Genomic DNA, 15,225 nt, shown 5'->3' with positions numbered 1-15,225 from the left:
GCCTGTGACTACGCCGACAACTCCGCGAGCGATCGTGGCCGCGCGCTTGCGCCAAGCCAGGATCCTTCGAGGCTTTAGCCAGCGCGAAGTGGGGGTCAGGATGGGCCTGGACAAAGACACCGCATCGGCTCGCATCAGTCGCTATGAAAGCGAATCGATGACGGTGAGCCTGGAAGCACTGTTTGAGCTTGCGCAGGCACTGGACGTGCCGCCGGCCTACCTGCTGGCGACAACGCCGGCGATGGCTGACGCGATTTTGGCGCTGGGCGTCCAAAGCGAGGCCCAGCAGGCCAAGCTGTCTCAAGCCCTCGAAGAACTGACCGCGCTTCCGCCGGGCAAGCGAAAAGAAGCCATTGCTCGCCTATTGGCGGACTCTGAATAGACCTGCCCACCGCCTTGATGCACCGTTAGTCTCATCCTCTGCGACGGAAGCACGAGACGATCCTCTCTCATTAGAGAGGGGGATATGGATGGCCGGTGCTGTGGAAGACTCAAACTGGTACCAACGCTTTTCTGCTTGGTGGGAAGGCCAGTCGTTGGCAATCAAGGTCTACTTCGGAGGTTCAGCGCTTCTGCTGATGGCCATCGCCTGCTTTCACGCCTCCCCTCGCGGACTGCTTACCGGGTGTCTGACTTATGCTTCAAGCGGGCTTCTAGCCTTCGGTTTTCTGCGCGAGACATACTTGTGGATCACACCCAAGCTCCAGCTTCCGCTTGTGAAGCTGTTGATCACCGGCGCGAGCGTGATGGTACTGGCGGCAGCAACGGGGATCAGCAGAATGGCGGTGAACGAGGCGACCGGCCAAGACCCTTCGCACTTCCCGACGACAATTGCGTTGCTGCTGCCGCTGTCTGTGCTACGGGTCGTGTCAGTGGTGGCGATTGTCGTCAGCACGCTTTCCACCGTGGCGCTAATCCTCTGGGCGGGAGCAAAAGTACTTCTTACTTGGGGGCCACTGGGCGACAAAGACTTTTGGCTTCTTCTGGCACGAGTACTTGCAGGTTTTTCGATCGCAATCATCATCTCCAGTACGAGCAGCGCCGCTATCGTGCCGACGTGGATGGAAACCGTGGCCCGGAAGTCAGCAATGTTCCTAGACCTCTACGATGACCCGGCGTGCACCACAAAGCCTGGCGATAGGGCGCGTCGCATCAACGACAACGTGGTCATCGTCGGCGCCGCGTCGGGCGCCTATCCCACGTATGTTCGTCGCCTGTGCGCCATCGCACCCGAATGAGCGCGATGGAATCCGCGAGCAACCTCAGCACGATGGGCAAATCAATCTTCTAACCTGGATCGAATACTGCGGGGCTGCCGTCCGTGGCCATGTGCCCCGACCATAACTCAAACAAACTACTCCATGGATTCTTCGCTTGTATGAGTTGCGTCGCTGCCGCTCGACGAGCCCTTTTCCTGAGTAACGAAGATATGTACGTTCATGAACTGATGCGCGACTCGGCGGGGTTGATCCATCCCCTCAGCAGGGTATTCCTCAGGACTGTCCAATTCAGCCCCATACCGCTCCCTGAGCTTGGCAGCAATGTAGTCCGCGCCAACAAGCTTGGAAACAGAGTCGTATTGGCGCCTATCAAAGTCCCCCGGCCTGGGGATCCCACTCTCAACTCCCCAAGACTCTCTTACGAAACACGCCAAAAATGCATCCACTCGGTCTGTCGACGTTTCCAACTGGGCACGTAGCGCCTGTTGCACATGTGCATCCGATGTCTCTTGGCACCATAGCCAATAGAGCGTGGGGGCGTCCTTGGTTTCGGTGAGGAAGAATGGCGCCTCGGCGCTTTCAGCCTCGATTCGTTCTACGGCCAATTTTGCGAGAGCCTTATCACCCTCGTCTGAAAGCACACGGCGGTCTGCGGGCTTGTCGTCGTAGTGATGAATCCAACGCAAGCATTCGGAGACAAACCCAACCGACGATGCCTCCCGAATGACCTGTTCAGCCACTCCTTGCCTTTCGCTCCCCGTGGGCAGTCTTCTAAGCAGGTCCGCGATGAGAATGGCTGCCGAACCGCGCGTATCCAGTGGCATTAGCATGCCCCGCTCCCGCGGCAAGAGATCCCCGTTCCTTGCAAAGGCGAGTGCTATCGCCCTAGCTTCCGTAGCGTTGATAGTATCTTTTCTCTGGCGAAGCCTTGTAACCAAGCGTGGCATGCCCTGCCTCTCTGCAAACCGTTCCAGCGCTTCCCTTGCGTCGGGGGCAGACAACGCCGGCGCGCTTCCTATGAACTCTGCAATCAGGCGATCAGGCACGTCGCCCAATGGCACTCCGTAGGCAAAGTACCGCTGGAAGTACTCCCCCGCGCAGATCTTTTGCTCCGCAGCCCAAATCGAATCCCACTCCCCGCCATACATCGAATTTCCCAGCCTGGGGAACAGCGGCTCAAGCAGCCGTCGTCGGATCCAGCCGCGCTCTTCGACCGAGATGTGAGGAAGCGATTTCTCCAGCAAAGCGGAGATATCCTCTTCTTTCTTCTGATTATCGTCGCGCCCGCCTGCCCGTCCGCCCTTAAGAAAAAGGTCGCGATTGGATCGGATTGCAGCGTACAGGCCTGGATAAATCACCCGAACCCCCTCGATGAGCATCAGATCGACGGTGTTCACCTCGCCCTTCAGAATCGGCAGGGCAAACAGGAGAGCGTTTGATAGAAGCTTCGCTTTTCGCGGCGTGCCGAGTGCCGGCGCAATAACGTCATCAAAGTGCCGGATGAACGCGTCCACCTGACTCTGAGTGAGCACGATCCCTGTTTGATCAACCGCCCTCTGAACCCCCTCCAAGGCGATCAATCGCAAGCTGTTGGTATCTGCCGGGGGAAGGTTGAGCGGCACTTGGACGATCTTCTCAAGAAAGGCCCGGCCTCCCTTGGCCCCGCCCTCTCCATAGCGCTCACCCAACGCTGCCGCAACCACGTCATCGTCGAAGGCCAGAACGTACGAAGTGTGCTTGAAGCTGGCCGACAGCTTGACCAGCTTGAAGATGGCGTGGGTTTCCTCGCGATCCAGCCTGTCGATGTCGTCAACGAGAACCACCAACCGGCGCTTGGATTGGCCCAGCATTCGATCTATTCGCGAGCGCAATTCTTCCAAACTCACAGAGGACAACGACTCGCCCACACTCTTTGCGGCCTCCCCAGGGGAAATCTGAACCGCACCGGCGAAGGTCACGTTCGCGAGAGACAAGAGCCCTCCGTACTGCTTCAGAAGCTCGCCCACCTTCTCTTTTTTATTGGGCAAGGATTCGTCCATCGCCTCAGCAAGCGTCGCGAAGAACCCTCGCAACAGGGCGTCTTGGCTTTGGAAATGCCACGGATTGAAGCGCACAAGAATGACCCGCGGATACTCCTTCAGTGCCTCCCCCATCATTTCAAGGACAGATGTTTTCCCATCTCCCCAAGGGCCGTATAGGCCAACGACGATGCTGGACGGATCGGCGCGCTGGGCTAGTGTATGAGCCAACCGGGACGCGAACGGCGCCCGATTAAACCGGTCAGACAATCGACCGGTGATCGGCTGATCATCCAGGAACTGATCACTGGGAGGTGCTCCCGCTTGCTCCGCGTCCGAACCGGTGTCCAGGTCTGCATGAATCGGCTCCTCGGCTCTGGTCTTCGATTCTGCGGAACCAGCTTTGATTTGACCCCACCACTTCCTTAGCCATGCCAGCATTTCTTGATCCCCTGTAACCGTGGTCAACTGCAATAGTGAACTGGGCCTATCAGGCGCCCAACTGATCGACTCCCGTGCGCGCTGCTGGCCCGCCCCGCCGCTAGATGGCCGCACCAGCGCACCTGCGAGTGTTCCTGACGAAAGACCTACAACGCCGCCTTTGAAGCCAAATAGGCAGCGAACTGGTGATCACCAGCGTCTTCTGCTTCCTGATATGGCTCCCCCTCTTCAACCGACGCGCCTGACACGATCAATGCTTCAGCGATCAGAATCTTTATCGCATGATCGAGACCAACGGCACGAGCGACCCAAATCAGCGGCGGCTGATCATCGTCGCCATCTGTGTAGGTGTAAGCATCCGGATCAAGGCCTGTGGCCAAGAGTGCCTTCACCAAATCCAGCTCACCCAAGATGCATGCATTGTGCAACTGGGGATAACTAAGCGCCTTGCCTCGCTCCTTCAATTCTGGAGGCAGTGCATCCACAGCGGCGCACATTTCATCGAACCGCTCACTGAACGCCCTATCCAAGCGATAGAGGTCCGAGTACCCCATGGCCTGTGCAGTTGATGAATACATAAATCACTCCTCCTTGATAAGAACTTATTCAAGTGACAGCCGTGGATTGAGCGCATCCTGCAATCAAAAGCCTCCGAAGTCCTGACCTAGCCCCGCGGCTTGCAACGTCCACAGGCGGGTCGGGTGAGATAGCCGATGCCTGCAGCACGAAAGGGATCAACTTCCATCTACGGCGAAGGGGCGTTTGTAGCGTTGAGGCACCGTCGCTGTCGTCCAACGCACCTCCAGATCATTGGCTCGCTGGGCGGCTTGCGCTTCGCAGAGTTGATGCATCGCCACCTGCAACACCTTTGCGTAAGCGGTGTGGTAGGGATCACGCGTCTCACCGTCGATCCAATGCGCCTGCAGGGCCACCTCGACCGTGGCATCCCACACGTCACCCCGTTCAAGTGCATCGCTGAGCACCTGATCGCTCACCACCAAGACATGGCCGGCTATCCGACCGTCCACCAATGCCCACTCATGGGTAACCACGGCGATGTCATCGAGCGTGGCCAGCGTTGCGATGCGGGCCAACTTCTTCTGCAGCCGGCTTGCATCGTCCCGGGCCTGTCGCAGGGCCAGTTCGATTTCCAGTTCACGGACCCGTTGTTGGGCTGTGTCCAGTTCGTCGATCAAGCGACGCTCTTTGGCACTGCGCCCCACGCGTGAAGCTTGCCAAGCAACAAGTTCGGTGTAAGGGTAACGGACGTGCTCGTTGGCCCCTCCCGCAGCGCGGCCGGCCCCTTTCACGAACGGCGGCCCTGCCGGAGGCGTTCGACGGCGCCACTCTCCAAGCGTGTCGAAGTGGACCCCTAGGTAACGCGCCGCTGCCTTGCTGCTGATGGTCGGAGGCGGGAGGCCCGCAGCGGCTTTGTTCAGTTCAGCATCCAGTGCCGCAGAGCGCTGCTCCAAGTAGTCCTCTTCTTTGCGCTGGCATTCCATTGAGTCGCTCCTTACTGGGCGTCGCGTCGGTTTCTTGCTGAGAATATGGAGACTGGGGCATCGCCGGACTCGTCCAGCCGGGGCTTGTCCGTGCCTTTCAATCGATTCCAAACACGGGGACTCGTGGCCACCATGTGCTCTTCCACCCGGCCCATGGCCTCGCGGAGCTTGGACCACTCCTGCTCGGTGTAGCGTTCGGAGACAGCGGCCATGCGATCTTCGCCGCGGCCCAACGTTCTGTGGTGAAGCAGTTGGGACACGATTCGACTTTCGCCGAACAGGAGGGCGGCGTAACGGCCGAGCGTTCGGCGCAGATCGTGGAGGGTCAGACCAATGTCCACCTCTGCCCGCAGATCGAGCAACCCCGCGTCCCGGCGCACGTTTGCCACGATGCTCTTGCTGTCCGAGTAGTGCCCCGTCGTGCTGCGATCTGATCGGGCGGGGAATACGAACATGGTTTTGGCCAGCGCGCGGCGTGCCCTCTCCACCTCTTTTTCCAGCCGGTCCAGCAGATCCCGGCGCGCACGCCTGGCTCGAGCGGCGCCCAACACTTCTTCGGCGTCCGCCAAGTCTTGCTTGAGCTTGGTTTCGTCCGCGCGCTCGTCGAAACGCCGCTGCAGGATCTTTTCAGCAAAGTAAGCCACCGGCAGGTAGCGCTCCTCGCCGTTCTTGGTGTCAAACAGGTAGACCTGAGAGCCTGCCCGCCTCGTGTAAGGGTTGACCTCATCCGGCCCGGCCAACCAGACCCAGGACACCTCCGACTGGCGCAGCGCGCCCGGGGAGCACCGGTCAAACCAGCGCAGGGGAGCGGCCTCGCCGCGGCGGGTGCCCCAGAGCAGGGTCAGCAGCAAGTAGTCCGCGCCGGTGGCGTTCAAGCCGCCTTGCTCGTCCCGTCGCGCCAAGATCACCTTGAGGACCGTGGGAAGCGTCTCGTCCCCCAACGGATTGCGCACTTCCGCGCGCTCGTAGTGCCGGCGCAGTGCTTGCGAGTCCCGCAGCATGTCGTCGTCGTGGATGACTTGGAACGGGTTGTAACGCAGCACCGGCTCCCGCTGCTGCTGAGCCGCCGCTTTGCGTTCCCGCTTCAGCACCAAGTCGACCGCTCTCTTCGCGTCCGTGAACGCGTGTTCGGTCGACGCTAGACCAGCCGCTTTGACTCGTTGGATGTACTTCCCGGTCACGCCCAACGCTTCGAGCTGTTGCGTGGAAAGCGCGGCCCAATCCGGCTGATCAGCCAGCGCCTGGCGCATCGGGGTGGGGATCCGGTTGGAGCGCACCATGGACGATCGCCGCATGCCGTCGAACGCACGGTGGATGTCCTTGTCCAAAAGCTGAAGGATCGGTTTGTCCGCCAGCCCGACTTCCGGGCGGGCAAACCGCGCCAAGCTGTCTTGGATGGCCCGGATGCTGGCGGGCTTGGCTTTCTTGTTGCGAACGCGCTTCTGCAGGTCCTCAACGTAAGCCGCAAAGCAGTCCGCCAGCGTGAGCCCCTTTAGCTCCACCAGCTGCTCGGCTCGGGCCTCTTCCTTCGAAGGATGCTCGCCCGTTTCTCGAACCACCGCCAACTTCCGTCGCGCCAGCTCGTAGGCTTGCTCCGGTCCGATGTCGGTGACGCTGCCCAGGGAGAACCGACGAACTCCGGCCGGGCCTCGGACCACGACTTCGTAAGTGGTGCGGGTGGTGCCGACGTAGAAGCCGAACCCCGTCGGAGCACCTTGATTGCCGTCCAAGACGCGGTAAGGCTTCCCGGCGTCTTCGGGCAGTCGAGGGGCGATGACCACCCTTCCCTGCTTGCGTTCGACCGGGCCTTTGGCCACGCTCAGTTCGCAGATTTGGCGGTAGGTCAGCTTAAACTTGGTGCCTCGGCGACGCGGGGCCTCTGTCTGCGTCGCAACAACCGTATCCATGGTCGATCCGCCGTCTGTCCGTCGCAACATCGATTTGATCCTCTTTGAGTGATCACCGCAACTGCGGCGCAACGAAGAACCCCGTTACTTGCCGTCAGCTGCCGGGATCGACCGCTACAAACCGTAGGAAGTTCTCTTGCAAACTACTGATTCAAAAGCGAAACCGTCTGCATCGAAGGCCAGTGCAGAGCACACGCCCCTCATGAAGCAGTTCTTCGCCGCCAAGTCCGAGTACCCGGACCTGCTGCTGTTCTTCCGGATGGGCGATTTCTACGAGCTGTTCTACGACGACGCGCGCAAGGCCGCGCGGTTGCTGGACATCACACTCACCCAACGCGGCAGCTCCGGCGGCGCACCGATCCCGATGGCCGGCGTGCCGGTGCATGCCTACGAAGGCTACCTGGCGCGGCTGGTGGCGCTGGGCGAGTCGGTGGCCATCTGCGAGCAGATCGGCGACCCGGCATTGGCCAAGGGCCTGGTCGAGCGCAAGGTGGTGCGTATCGTCACCCCCGGTACGGTCACCGACGAGGCGCTGCTGGACGAGCGCCGCGACACCTTGCTGATGGCGTTGTCGCGTGGCAAGCACGGCTATGGGCTGGCCTGGGCCGACCTGGCCGGCGGCCGCTTCCTGGTCAACGAGGTCGATTCCGAGGACGCGCTGGAGGCCGAACTGGCGCGGCTGGAGCCGGCCGAGCTGCTGGTGCCGGATGAAGAGAACTGGCCTGAATTCCTCAAGCATCGCAGCGGCATCCGCCGGCGCGCACCGTGGCTGTTCGACGCCGATAGCGGCCGCCGCCAGTTGCTGGCGTTCTTCAAGCTGCACGATCTGACCGGCTTCGGCATCGACGACAAGCCGCGCGCGACCGCCGCGGCCGGCGCGCTGCTGGGCTATGTCGAAGAGACCCAGAAGCAGCGCCTGCCCCACCTCACCGCGATCGCCACGGAGACCGCCAGCGAAGCGATCGCGATGAACGCGGCCACGCGCCGCCATCTGGAACTGGATACGCGGGTCGATGGCGATACCCGCAACACCCTGCTCGGCGTGCTCGACACCACGGTCACCCCGATGGGCGGCCGCCTGCTGCGACGCTGGCTGCACCGTCCGCTGCGCCTGCGCGAGGTGCTGGTGCAGCGCCACGACGCGGTGGCCACGCTGATCGACCGCGGTGCCGACGGCGACGTACGCGATGCGTTCCGCGCGCTCGGCGACCTCGAACGCATCCTCACCCGCGTGGCGCTGCGCTCGGCGCGCCCGCGCGACTTCTCCACCCTGCGCGACGGCCTGGGCCTGCTGCCCGAGGTGCGTGCGGTGCTGGCTCCGCTGGACTCCCCGCGCCTGGTCGCGCTGCACGATGCACTGGGCTCGCATGACGAATGCGCGCACCTGCTGGCCAGCGCGATCGCGCCGACCCCGCCGATGAAGCTCAGCGACGGTGGGGTCATCGCCGAGGGCTTCGATGCCGAGCTGGACGAGCTGCGCCGCCTGTCCACCCACGCCGACCAGTTCCTGATCGACCTGGAACAGCGCGAGCGGATCAGCAGCGGCATCGCCACGCTGAAGGTTGGCTACAACCGCGTGCACGGCTATTACATCGAAATCAGCAAGGGCCAGAGCGACAAGGCGCCGGTGCACTACACCCGCCGCCAGACCCTGACCAATGCCGAGCGCTACATCACCGAAGAACTGAAGTCCTTCGAAGACAAGGTACTGTCCGCGCGCGAACGTTCGCTGTCGCGCGAGAAGCTGTTGTACGAACAGCTGCTGGACACCCTGGCCGGCCAGCTCGAACCGCTCAAGCAATGCGCGGCCGCGCTCAGCGAACTGGACGTGCTGGCCGGGTTCGCCCAACGCGCGCAGGCGCTGGACTGGGCCCGTCCCGAGCTGGAGACAGCGCCGTGCCTGCGCATCGACCGCGGCCGCCACCCGGTGGTGGAGGCGGTGCGCGAGCAGCCGTTCGAGCCCAACGACCTGGACCTGCACCCGGACCGCCGCATGCTGGTGATCACCGGCCCGAACATGGGCGGTAAATCCACCTACATGCGCCAGAACGCGCTGATCGTGCTGCTGGCCCATATCGGCAGTTTCGTGCCGGCCAGCCGCGCGGTGATCGGCCCGATCGACCGCATCCTCACCCGTATCGGTGCCGGCGACGACCTGGCCCGCGGCCAGTCCACCTTCATGGTCGAGATGGCCGAGACCAGCTACATCCTGCACCACGCCAGCGCGCACTCGCTGGTGCTGATGGACGAAATCGGGCGTGGCACCTCCACCTACGACGGCCTGGCCCTGGCCGATGCGGTGGCCCGCCACCTCGCCTACGCCAACCGCTGCTACACGCTGTTCGCCACGCACTACTTCGAGCTGACCGCGCTGGCCGACGAGCAGCACGAAGGTGGCCCCAGCGGCATCGCCAACGTGCACCTGGACGCGGTCGAACACGGCGACGCGCTGGTGTTCATGCACGCGGTCAAGGATGGCCCGGCCAACCGCAGCTTCGGCCTGCAGGTGGCGGCCCTGGCCGGCCTGCCCAAGGCCACCGTGGCGCAGGCACGGCGACGCCTCGCCGAACTCGAGCAGCGCGGCGGCGAGAGCCATGCCGCCAGCGTCGCCCCGCAGGCGCTGGACGCGCCGCAGCAGTTCGGCCTGTTCACCGCCCCCAACACCGCCGCGCAGGATGCGCTGGCCGCGCTCGACCCGGACGAGTTGACCCCCAAGCAGGCGCTGGAAGCGCTGTACCGCCTGAAGGCGTTGATCTGAGCCAGCGCCGGCCATTGGCCGGCTCCCGCCCGTCTCTCCGGGGGTAACGCCTTCGCATTTTCGTAGTGACGGCAGCGCTATGCTCGGGCGGTTCCCATTCCGCCCGGAGTCCGCCGTGAACAACGAATCGCTTGCCGCTTCCCTCTTCCAGCAGCTGCAGCAGGGCCAAGGCCTGCAGCAGGTCTCCCAGCAGCTCGGCATCGACCCCAACCAGGCCAGCGGCGCCATCGGCGCGGCGTTGCCGCTGCTGCTGGGCGCGATGGGCCGCAATGCGCAGCAACCGCAAGGGGCCGAAGCCCTGCTCGGTGCACTGCAGCGCGACCACGCGCCCGCGGCGGCCGGCGGCTTCGACCTGGGCGGCCTGCTCGGCAGCGTGCTCGGTGGCGGCGGCGGCAACGCGACCAACGGCGCCGGTATCCTCGGCCATGTGTTTGGCGGCAACAGCGACCGCGCCGCCCAGGGCCTGAGCCAGGCCACCGGGCTGGACAGCAGCAAGACCAGCCAGCTGCTGGCCATCCTCGCCCCGATCGTCATGTCCTACCTGGCCCAGCGCTTCGCCAGCGGCGGCAACCCGGCCCAGCTGAGCCAGGCCCTCGGGCAGGAAGCCCAGGCGGCCAGCAACGGCGGCCTGCTGACGTCGGTGCTGGACCAGGACGGCGACGGCCAGCTCGGCATCGGCGACCTGCTCAAGCTGGGCGGCGGATTGCTCGGCAAGCGCTGAGATCCCGCAGGCCGTGGGCGCGTCCCGTCGCCGACAGCGCTGCGAGGAGCCGGCCAGCAGCCGGCTCCGCAGCCTGTTGGCCGGCCGACACGATAGACCCCGCCTATTCCATTGGTTGATTCGTTCGAATTTACCGAATGCCTGAACGCGCTTAACGTTGAGGCATTCCCGCAGGAGAGCGTCGGATGCATCGATTGACCCCATCGCGCACGCGCGTCCAATCCCTTCCCGCCGTCCCTGCCGGATGCTCATCGCCCTGAGCGATGCGCTCTTTTCGATTGCCCTGCCCGGCCGCGGCAGGCGTCCCCATTCGCAAGTACACAGGTAGCGACCCATGAAAAGCGAAGCAAAATGCCCCTTCAACCACGCCTTGGTCGGCGATGCCACCACCAACCGCGACTGGTGGCCCAAGCAGCTGCGCGTGGACCTGCTCAACCAGCACTCCAACCGATCCAATCCGCTCGATGACGGCTTCGACTACGCCAAGGCGTTCGCGGGGCTGGACTACGCCGCGCTCAAGGCCGATCTCAAGGCACTGATGACCGATTCTCAGGACTGGTGGCCGGCCGATTTCGGCCACTACGGCGGGCTGTTCATCCGCATGGCCTGGCACAGCGCCGGCACCTACCGCATCGGTGACGGCCGCGGCGGTGGTGGCCGTGGCCAACAGCGTTTCGCCCCGCTCAACAGCTGGCCGGACAACGTCAGCCTGGACAAGGCCCGGCGCCTGCTGTGGCCGATCAAGCAGAAGTACGGCCAGGCCATCTCCTGGGCCGACCTGCTGATCCTCACCGGCAACGTCGCGCTGGAATCGATGGGCTTCAAGACGCTCGGCTTCGCCGGTGGTCGCCCGGATACCTGGGAACCGGACCAGGACGTGTACTGGGGCCGCGAGACCACCTGGCTGGGCGGCGACGTGCGCTACGCACATGGTTCCGAGGGCGTGCAGGAAGACCACGGTGTGCTGGTCTCCGATGATGACGCTGATGGCGACATCCACTCGCGCGACCTGGAAAACCCGCTCGCCGCGGTGCAGATGGGCCTGATCTACGTGAACCCCGAAGGCCCCGACGGTAACCCCGACCCGCTCAAGGCCGCCTTCGACATCCGCGACACGTTCGGCCGCATGGCCATGGACGATGAGGAAACCGTCGCGCTGATCGCCGGTGGCCACAGCTTCGGCAAGACCCACGGCGCCGGCCCGGCCGACCATGTCGGAGTGGAACCGGAAGCGGCGGGCCTGGAGAGACAGGGCCTTGGCTGGTCCAACAGCTTCGGTAGCGGCAAGGGCGGCGACACCATCACCAGCGGCCTGGAAGTGACCTGGACGCGCACCCCGGCACAATGGAGCCACGACTTCTTCGAGCTGCTGTTCAAGCACGAGTGGGAGCTGACCAAGAGCCCGGCCGGCGCGCACCAGTGGGTGGCCAAGGACAGCGAGGCGGTGATCCCCGATGCGCACGATCCGTCGAAGAAGCACCGTCCTTCCATGCTCACCACGGACCTGGCGTTGCGCGTGGACCCGGCCTACGAAACGATCTCGCGCCGCTTCCTCGCCGATCCGCAGGCCTTCGCCGATGCGTTCGCACGGGCGTGGTTCAAGCTGACCCACCGCGACATGGGGCCGCGCACCCGATACCTCGGCCCGGAGATCCCGGCAGAGGAATTCATCTGGCAGGACCCGGTGCCCGCAGCGACGCATCCGTTGATCGACGCGCAGGACATCGCGGCGCTGAAGCAGCAGATCGCCGCCACCGGCCTGAGCGTGGCCGAACTGGTGTCCACTGCCTGGGCATCGGCCTCCACCTTCCGTGGCTCGGACAAGCGCGGCGGCGCCAACGGGGCGCGCATTCGCCTGGCCCCGCAGAAGGACTGGGCGGTGAACCAGCCACAGCAGCTGTCCAAGGTGCTGGCTGCGCTGGAAAAGGTCCAGGCCAGCTTCAACGGCGGCGGCAGTGGCAAGCAGGTATCGCTGGCCGACCTGATCGTGCTGGCCGGCGGCGTCGGTGTGGAGCAGGCGGCAAAGGCCGGTGGCCACGACATCCGCGTGCCGTTCACCCCGGGCCGCACCGATGCCACCCAGGCACAGACCGACGTCGCATCCTTCGCGGTCCTGGAACCGTATGCGGATGGCTTCCGCAACTACGTCAAAGGCCGCTACAGCGTGCCCGCCGAAGTGCTGCTGATCGACAAGGCGCAGCTGCTTACCCTCACCGCACCGGAGATGACCGCGCTGGTCGGTGGGCTGCGTGTGCTGGGCACCACCGTCGATGGCAACGCGCAGGGCGTGCTGACCGATCGCCCGGGCACGCTGAGTAATGACTTCTTCGTCAACCTGCTGGACATGCGCACGCAGTGGAAGGCCAGTGGCGACGGCTACGAGAGCAGCGGCGGCACGCGCTGGACGGGCAGCCGGGCCGACCTGGTGTTCGGCTCGAACTCGGTGCTGCGCGCGTTGGCCGAGGTGTATGCCAGTGCGGACGGTGAGAAGAAGCTGGTGCAGGATTTCGTCGCCGCCTGGACCCGGGTGATGGAACTGGATCGTTACGACCTGCATGCCTGAGCCGTCAGCGCCGGCACCGCCCAGGCGGTGCCGGCGTCACCCCAGCGGCTAGTGTCGGCTGCTGGCCGGCAACCGCATGCTCCCCCTAAGCACCAGACATCCGCTCACGGAGGGCCGGGACAAGCGTGTCAGCGCCCGGCAGCGCGCAGGCGCTCCAGAATCGGCGCAAACACCGGCGTCTCCGCGCGCGGCGGCGACGGCACCCTGCCCGCCTCCACATCCTTCCAGTACGCCCACGGCAACGCCTTGTCGCCCAGTTCATAGTCCATGCCGTCCCAGCCATCCTCGCGGAACGCATAGAACGCCCAGTGCACCTTCTCCGCTTCGAGGACACGCAGCACGTCATCCAGATAGGCGCGGCAATCCGGCCAGCGGCGCATGCACCCGAATTCCCCCACCACCATCTGCCGGCGCGCGATGCCGTGCCGGTCGGCCCATGCCAACGGCTGCTGCAGATAGCGGGCCACACGCCCGGCATCCCAGTGCCCGCTGCCCGGCCCAAAGGGAACCTTGCCGGGGTAGCGATACGGTTTGGCGCGGCTCTGGTTGGGCGCACTGGTGGCGGCGTACGGCTCGTACATGTGCACGCTGTACAACAGATGCGGATCGTCCAGCGGCGCGGGCCAGTAGTCGAAGCTGTCGGCCGCGGCATACCAACCTGCATCGAGCATCAGCGGCATGTCCGCATCGACCTCGCGTACGGCGGCGATCAGCCCGGTATACAGCCGGCGCAGATCGCGGGGACCGTCCTGCACCGTGGCATACCAGGCGCGCATCGCGGCGGCATCGGCGTGTTCGGCCAGCGCAGTGCCGTACTCGGGCGCCGGCTCATTGATCAGGTTGTAGGCCACCAGCGCGGGATGGCCGTGCAGCGCGCGCGCCAGGTCGCGCCAGAACGCCTGCGCCGGCACGTGGTTGTCCAGCGACTGCCACAAACGCGGGTCGACCACGTCGCCGTTCTTCTGTTTCCAGCGCAGCAGCGGCAACGACAACGGCACCAGCACCACCTTGAGCCCGGCGGCATGGGCGTCATCGAGAACGCGGCGCAGCGTGGCCACGTCGGCCTTCACCAGCCCGTCGTAATGATCTGCGTTGCCCATCAGGAAATCGCGCCCACCGGCCGACCGCCACTTGTCCGGCGACAGCCGTACCCAGGTGGCGCCGGTGGCCCGCAGCGCATCGAAATAGGCGCGGTCCGGTGGCACCGCATTGAAGCTGTTGCCGCCCCGTTGCGGCTGTGCCCAGAAGGCATCATCGGCGGCACGCGCCGCAGGCACGGACAGGATCAACAGGCACAGCAGCAACAGCAGACGCATGGCGGGCTCCATCAGCGGAGCCGGAAGTCTGACGCAGGCGGATTGAGCGCACCGTGACCGACAACGCGTTTCCGCGGGACATAGCTCGTATGCGTCAAAGACGCCGCACCGCTAGATCGCGTCGATGTCGCCCAACGCCCGGATCAACCGCCGCGCGCGCTTGTCCGGGCGGTGTTCGGGCGGCTGATAGCCATTGGCCGCCGCCGCCCGCTGCGCACGCAGCTCGGCACGCCGCGCCCGCGACGCCTCGCTTTCCTCGTACAACTGCTGCGCCACCGGTGCCGGCCCGCGCATCTCGCTCAGGCCACGCACCTGCACGTCATAGGTTTCATCGCCGCGGCTGATCTGCAACTGCTCGCCCACGCGGACCGCGCGCGAGGATTTCGGCCGCTGCCCGGCCACGTCCACCTTGCCGGTTTCCACCGCCTGCTTGGCCAGGCTGCGGGTCCGGTAGAAACGTGCGGCCCAGAGCCACACATCGAGTCGCACGCTGGCGACCAGCGCTTCTGCTTCAGTCATGCTGCTTGCCCAGCTCCACGGCGTTGGCCGGTCGTTTGTTCAGGGGTTGCAATGCATCGGGGTTCCCGCGGCAACCGGTGCCGCCGATCAACACCGGTACCCCGGCATCGAGATCGCGGCGCTGGCTGCCGACCTGGCACTCCGGGCGGTCCATCGGCCGCACCTGGGCATCGTCCAGGCGCTGTGTACTGGAACATGCGGCCAGCGCAGCCACTATCAAGAGGGACGCGGCGGCGCGGCGCACGCCGGGCGCTGGGACC

12 protein-coding genes are annotated in these 15,225 nt (G+C 64.7%); 5 read left to right on the top strand and 7 right to left on the bottom strand.

What is annotated here, in order from left to right:
• Nucleotides 1-34: 34 nt before the first annotated feature.
• Both AC1DGC_RS08345 and AC1DGC_RS08340 read left to right on the top strand, forming a co-directional pair.
• Nucleotides 35-382, top strand: coding sequence for a helix-turn-helix domain-containing protein (locus AC1DGC_RS08345; RefSeq protein ID WP_478047637.1), 348 nt, complete (start codon nucleotides 35-37; stop codon nucleotides 380-382).
• A 100-nt stretch (nucleotides 383-482) separates the two neighbouring features.
• Nucleotides 483-1,238 carry a hypothetical protein gene (locus AC1DGC_RS08340; RefSeq protein ID WP_478047636.1) on the top strand — a complete coding sequence of 252 codons (756 nt, stop codon included), beginning with the start codon at nucleotides 483-485 and terminating at the stop codon, nucleotides 1,236-1,238.
• Between the two features lie 116 nt (nucleotides 1,239-1,354).
• On the opposite strand, the gene AC1DGC_RS08335 is transcribed toward AC1DGC_RS08340, so the two are convergent.
• The 4 genes from AC1DGC_RS08335 to AC1DGC_RS08320 all read right to left on the bottom strand — a co-directional run bounded on the left by AC1DGC_RS08335 (nucleotide 1,355) and on the right by AC1DGC_RS08320 (nucleotide 7,088).
• Nucleotides 1,355-3,679 (bottom strand): KAP family P-loop NTPase fold protein, encoded by a 2,325-nt coding sequence (locus AC1DGC_RS08335; protein WP_478047635.1) that lies wholly within the window; start codon nucleotides 3,677-3,679, stop codon nucleotides 1,355-1,357.
• A gap of 146 nt (nucleotides 3,680-3,825) precedes the next feature.
• A complete protein-coding gene (locus AC1DGC_RS08330) occupies nucleotides 3,826-4,257 on the bottom strand; it encodes a hypothetical protein (protein WP_478047634.1) in 432 nt (143 codons plus the stop codon).
• Between the two features lie 156 nt (nucleotides 4,258-4,413).
• Nucleotides 4,414-4,875 (bottom strand): hypothetical protein, encoded by a 462-nt coding sequence (locus tag AC1DGC_RS08325; RefSeq protein ID WP_478047633.1) that lies wholly within the window; start codon nucleotides 4,873-4,875, stop codon nucleotides 4,414-4,416.
• Nucleotides 4,876-5,192: 317 nt separating this feature from the next.
• On the bottom strand, nucleotides 5,193-7,088 hold the full coding sequence (locus AC1DGC_RS08320; RefSeq protein WP_478047632.1) for a site-specific integrase: 1,896 nt from the start codon (nucleotides 7,086-7,088) through the stop codon (nucleotides 5,193-5,195).
• Nucleotides 7,089-7,290: 202 nt separating this feature from the next.
• Here AC1DGC_RS08320 and mutS point away from each other — a divergent pair, with 202 nt between their 5' ends.
• From mutS to katG, 3 genes are all read left to right on the top strand, one after another.
• Nucleotides 7,291-9,846, top strand: a complete 2,556-nt coding sequence (mutS, locus tag AC1DGC_RS08315; protein ID WP_478047631.1) for a DNA mismatch repair protein MutS — start codon at nucleotides 7,291-7,293, stop codon at nucleotides 9,844-9,846.
• Between the two features lie 115 nt (nucleotides 9,847-9,961).
• Entirely contained in the window at nucleotides 9,962-10,567 is a 606-nt protein-coding gene (locus AC1DGC_RS08310; protein ID WP_259203937.1) for a DUF937 domain-containing protein, read from the top strand.
• Between the two features lie 334 nt (nucleotides 10,568-10,901).
• Nucleotides 10,902-13,130 carry a catalase/peroxidase HPI gene (katG, locus tag AC1DGC_RS08305; RefSeq protein ID WP_478047630.1) on the top strand — a complete coding sequence of 743 codons (2,229 nt, stop codon included), beginning with the start codon at nucleotides 10,902-10,904 and terminating at the stop codon, nucleotides 13,128-13,130.
• 128 nt (nucleotides 13,131-13,258) lie between these two features.
• Here the strand turns inward: katG and AC1DGC_RS08300 are convergent, their stop codons facing one another.
• The 3 genes from AC1DGC_RS08300 to AC1DGC_RS08290 form a co-directional block, all read right to left on the bottom strand.
• Nucleotides 13,259-14,446, bottom strand: coding sequence for a glycoside hydrolase family 5 protein (locus AC1DGC_RS08300; protein WP_478047629.1), 1,188 nt, complete (start codon nucleotides 14,444-14,446; stop codon nucleotides 13,259-13,261).
• 111 nt (nucleotides 14,447-14,557) lie between these two features.
• Entirely contained in the window at nucleotides 14,558-14,965 is a 408-nt protein-coding gene (locus AC1DGC_RS08295) for an RNA-binding S4 domain-containing protein (RefSeq protein ID WP_259203932.1), read from the bottom strand.
• The gene (locus AC1DGC_RS08290; protein ID WP_478047628.1) at nucleotides 14,958-15,119 is read right to left on the bottom strand and encodes a hypothetical protein; all 162 of its coding nucleotides are present in this window, start codon (nucleotides 15,117-15,119) and stop codon (nucleotides 14,958-14,960) included. The genes AC1DGC_RS08295 and AC1DGC_RS08290 overlap by 8 nt, the downstream gene beginning before the upstream one ends.
• Nucleotides 15,120-15,225 lie beyond the last annotated feature (106 nt).

The sequence above is a fragment of the Stenotrophomonas sp. 05N37 genome (genome assembly GCF_056397365.1).
This window is presented reverse-complemented; position numbering and strand designations above follow the sequence as displayed.

Excerpts from the sequence above, each read along its gene's own strand:
- AC1DGC_RS08330 (WP_478047634.1), bottom strand. The coding sequence starts at position 4,257 with ATGTATTCATCAACTGCACAGGCCATGGGGTACTCGGACCTCTATCGC.
- mutS (WP_478047631.1), top strand. The coding sequence starts at position 7,291 with ATGAAGCAGTTCTTCGCCGCCAAGTCCGAGTACCCGGACCTGCTGCTG.
- AC1DGC_RS08300 (WP_478047629.1), bottom strand. The coding sequence starts at position 14,446 with ATGCGTCTGCTGTTGCTGCTGTGCCTGTTGATCCTGTCCGTGCCTGCG.
- AC1DGC_RS08335 (WP_478047635.1), bottom strand. The coding sequence starts at position 3,679 with ATGCTGGCATGGCTAAGGAAGTGGTGGGGTCAAATCAAAGCTGGTTCC.
- AC1DGC_RS08295 (WP_259203932.1), bottom strand. The coding sequence starts at position 14,965 with ATGACTGAAGCAGAAGCGCTGGTCGCCAGCGTGCGACTCGATGTGTGG.
- katG (WP_478047630.1), top strand. The coding sequence starts at position 10,902 with ATGAAAAGCGAAGCAAAATGCCCCTTCAACCACGCCTTGGTCGGCGAT.
- AC1DGC_RS08290 (WP_478047628.1), bottom strand. The coding sequence starts at position 15,119 with ATGGACCGCCCGGAGTGCCAGGTCGGCAGCCAGCGCCGCGATCTCGAT.
- AC1DGC_RS08320 (WP_478047632.1), bottom strand. The coding sequence starts at position 7,088 with ATGGATACGGTTGTTGCGACGCAGACAGAGGCCCCGCGTCGCCGAGGC.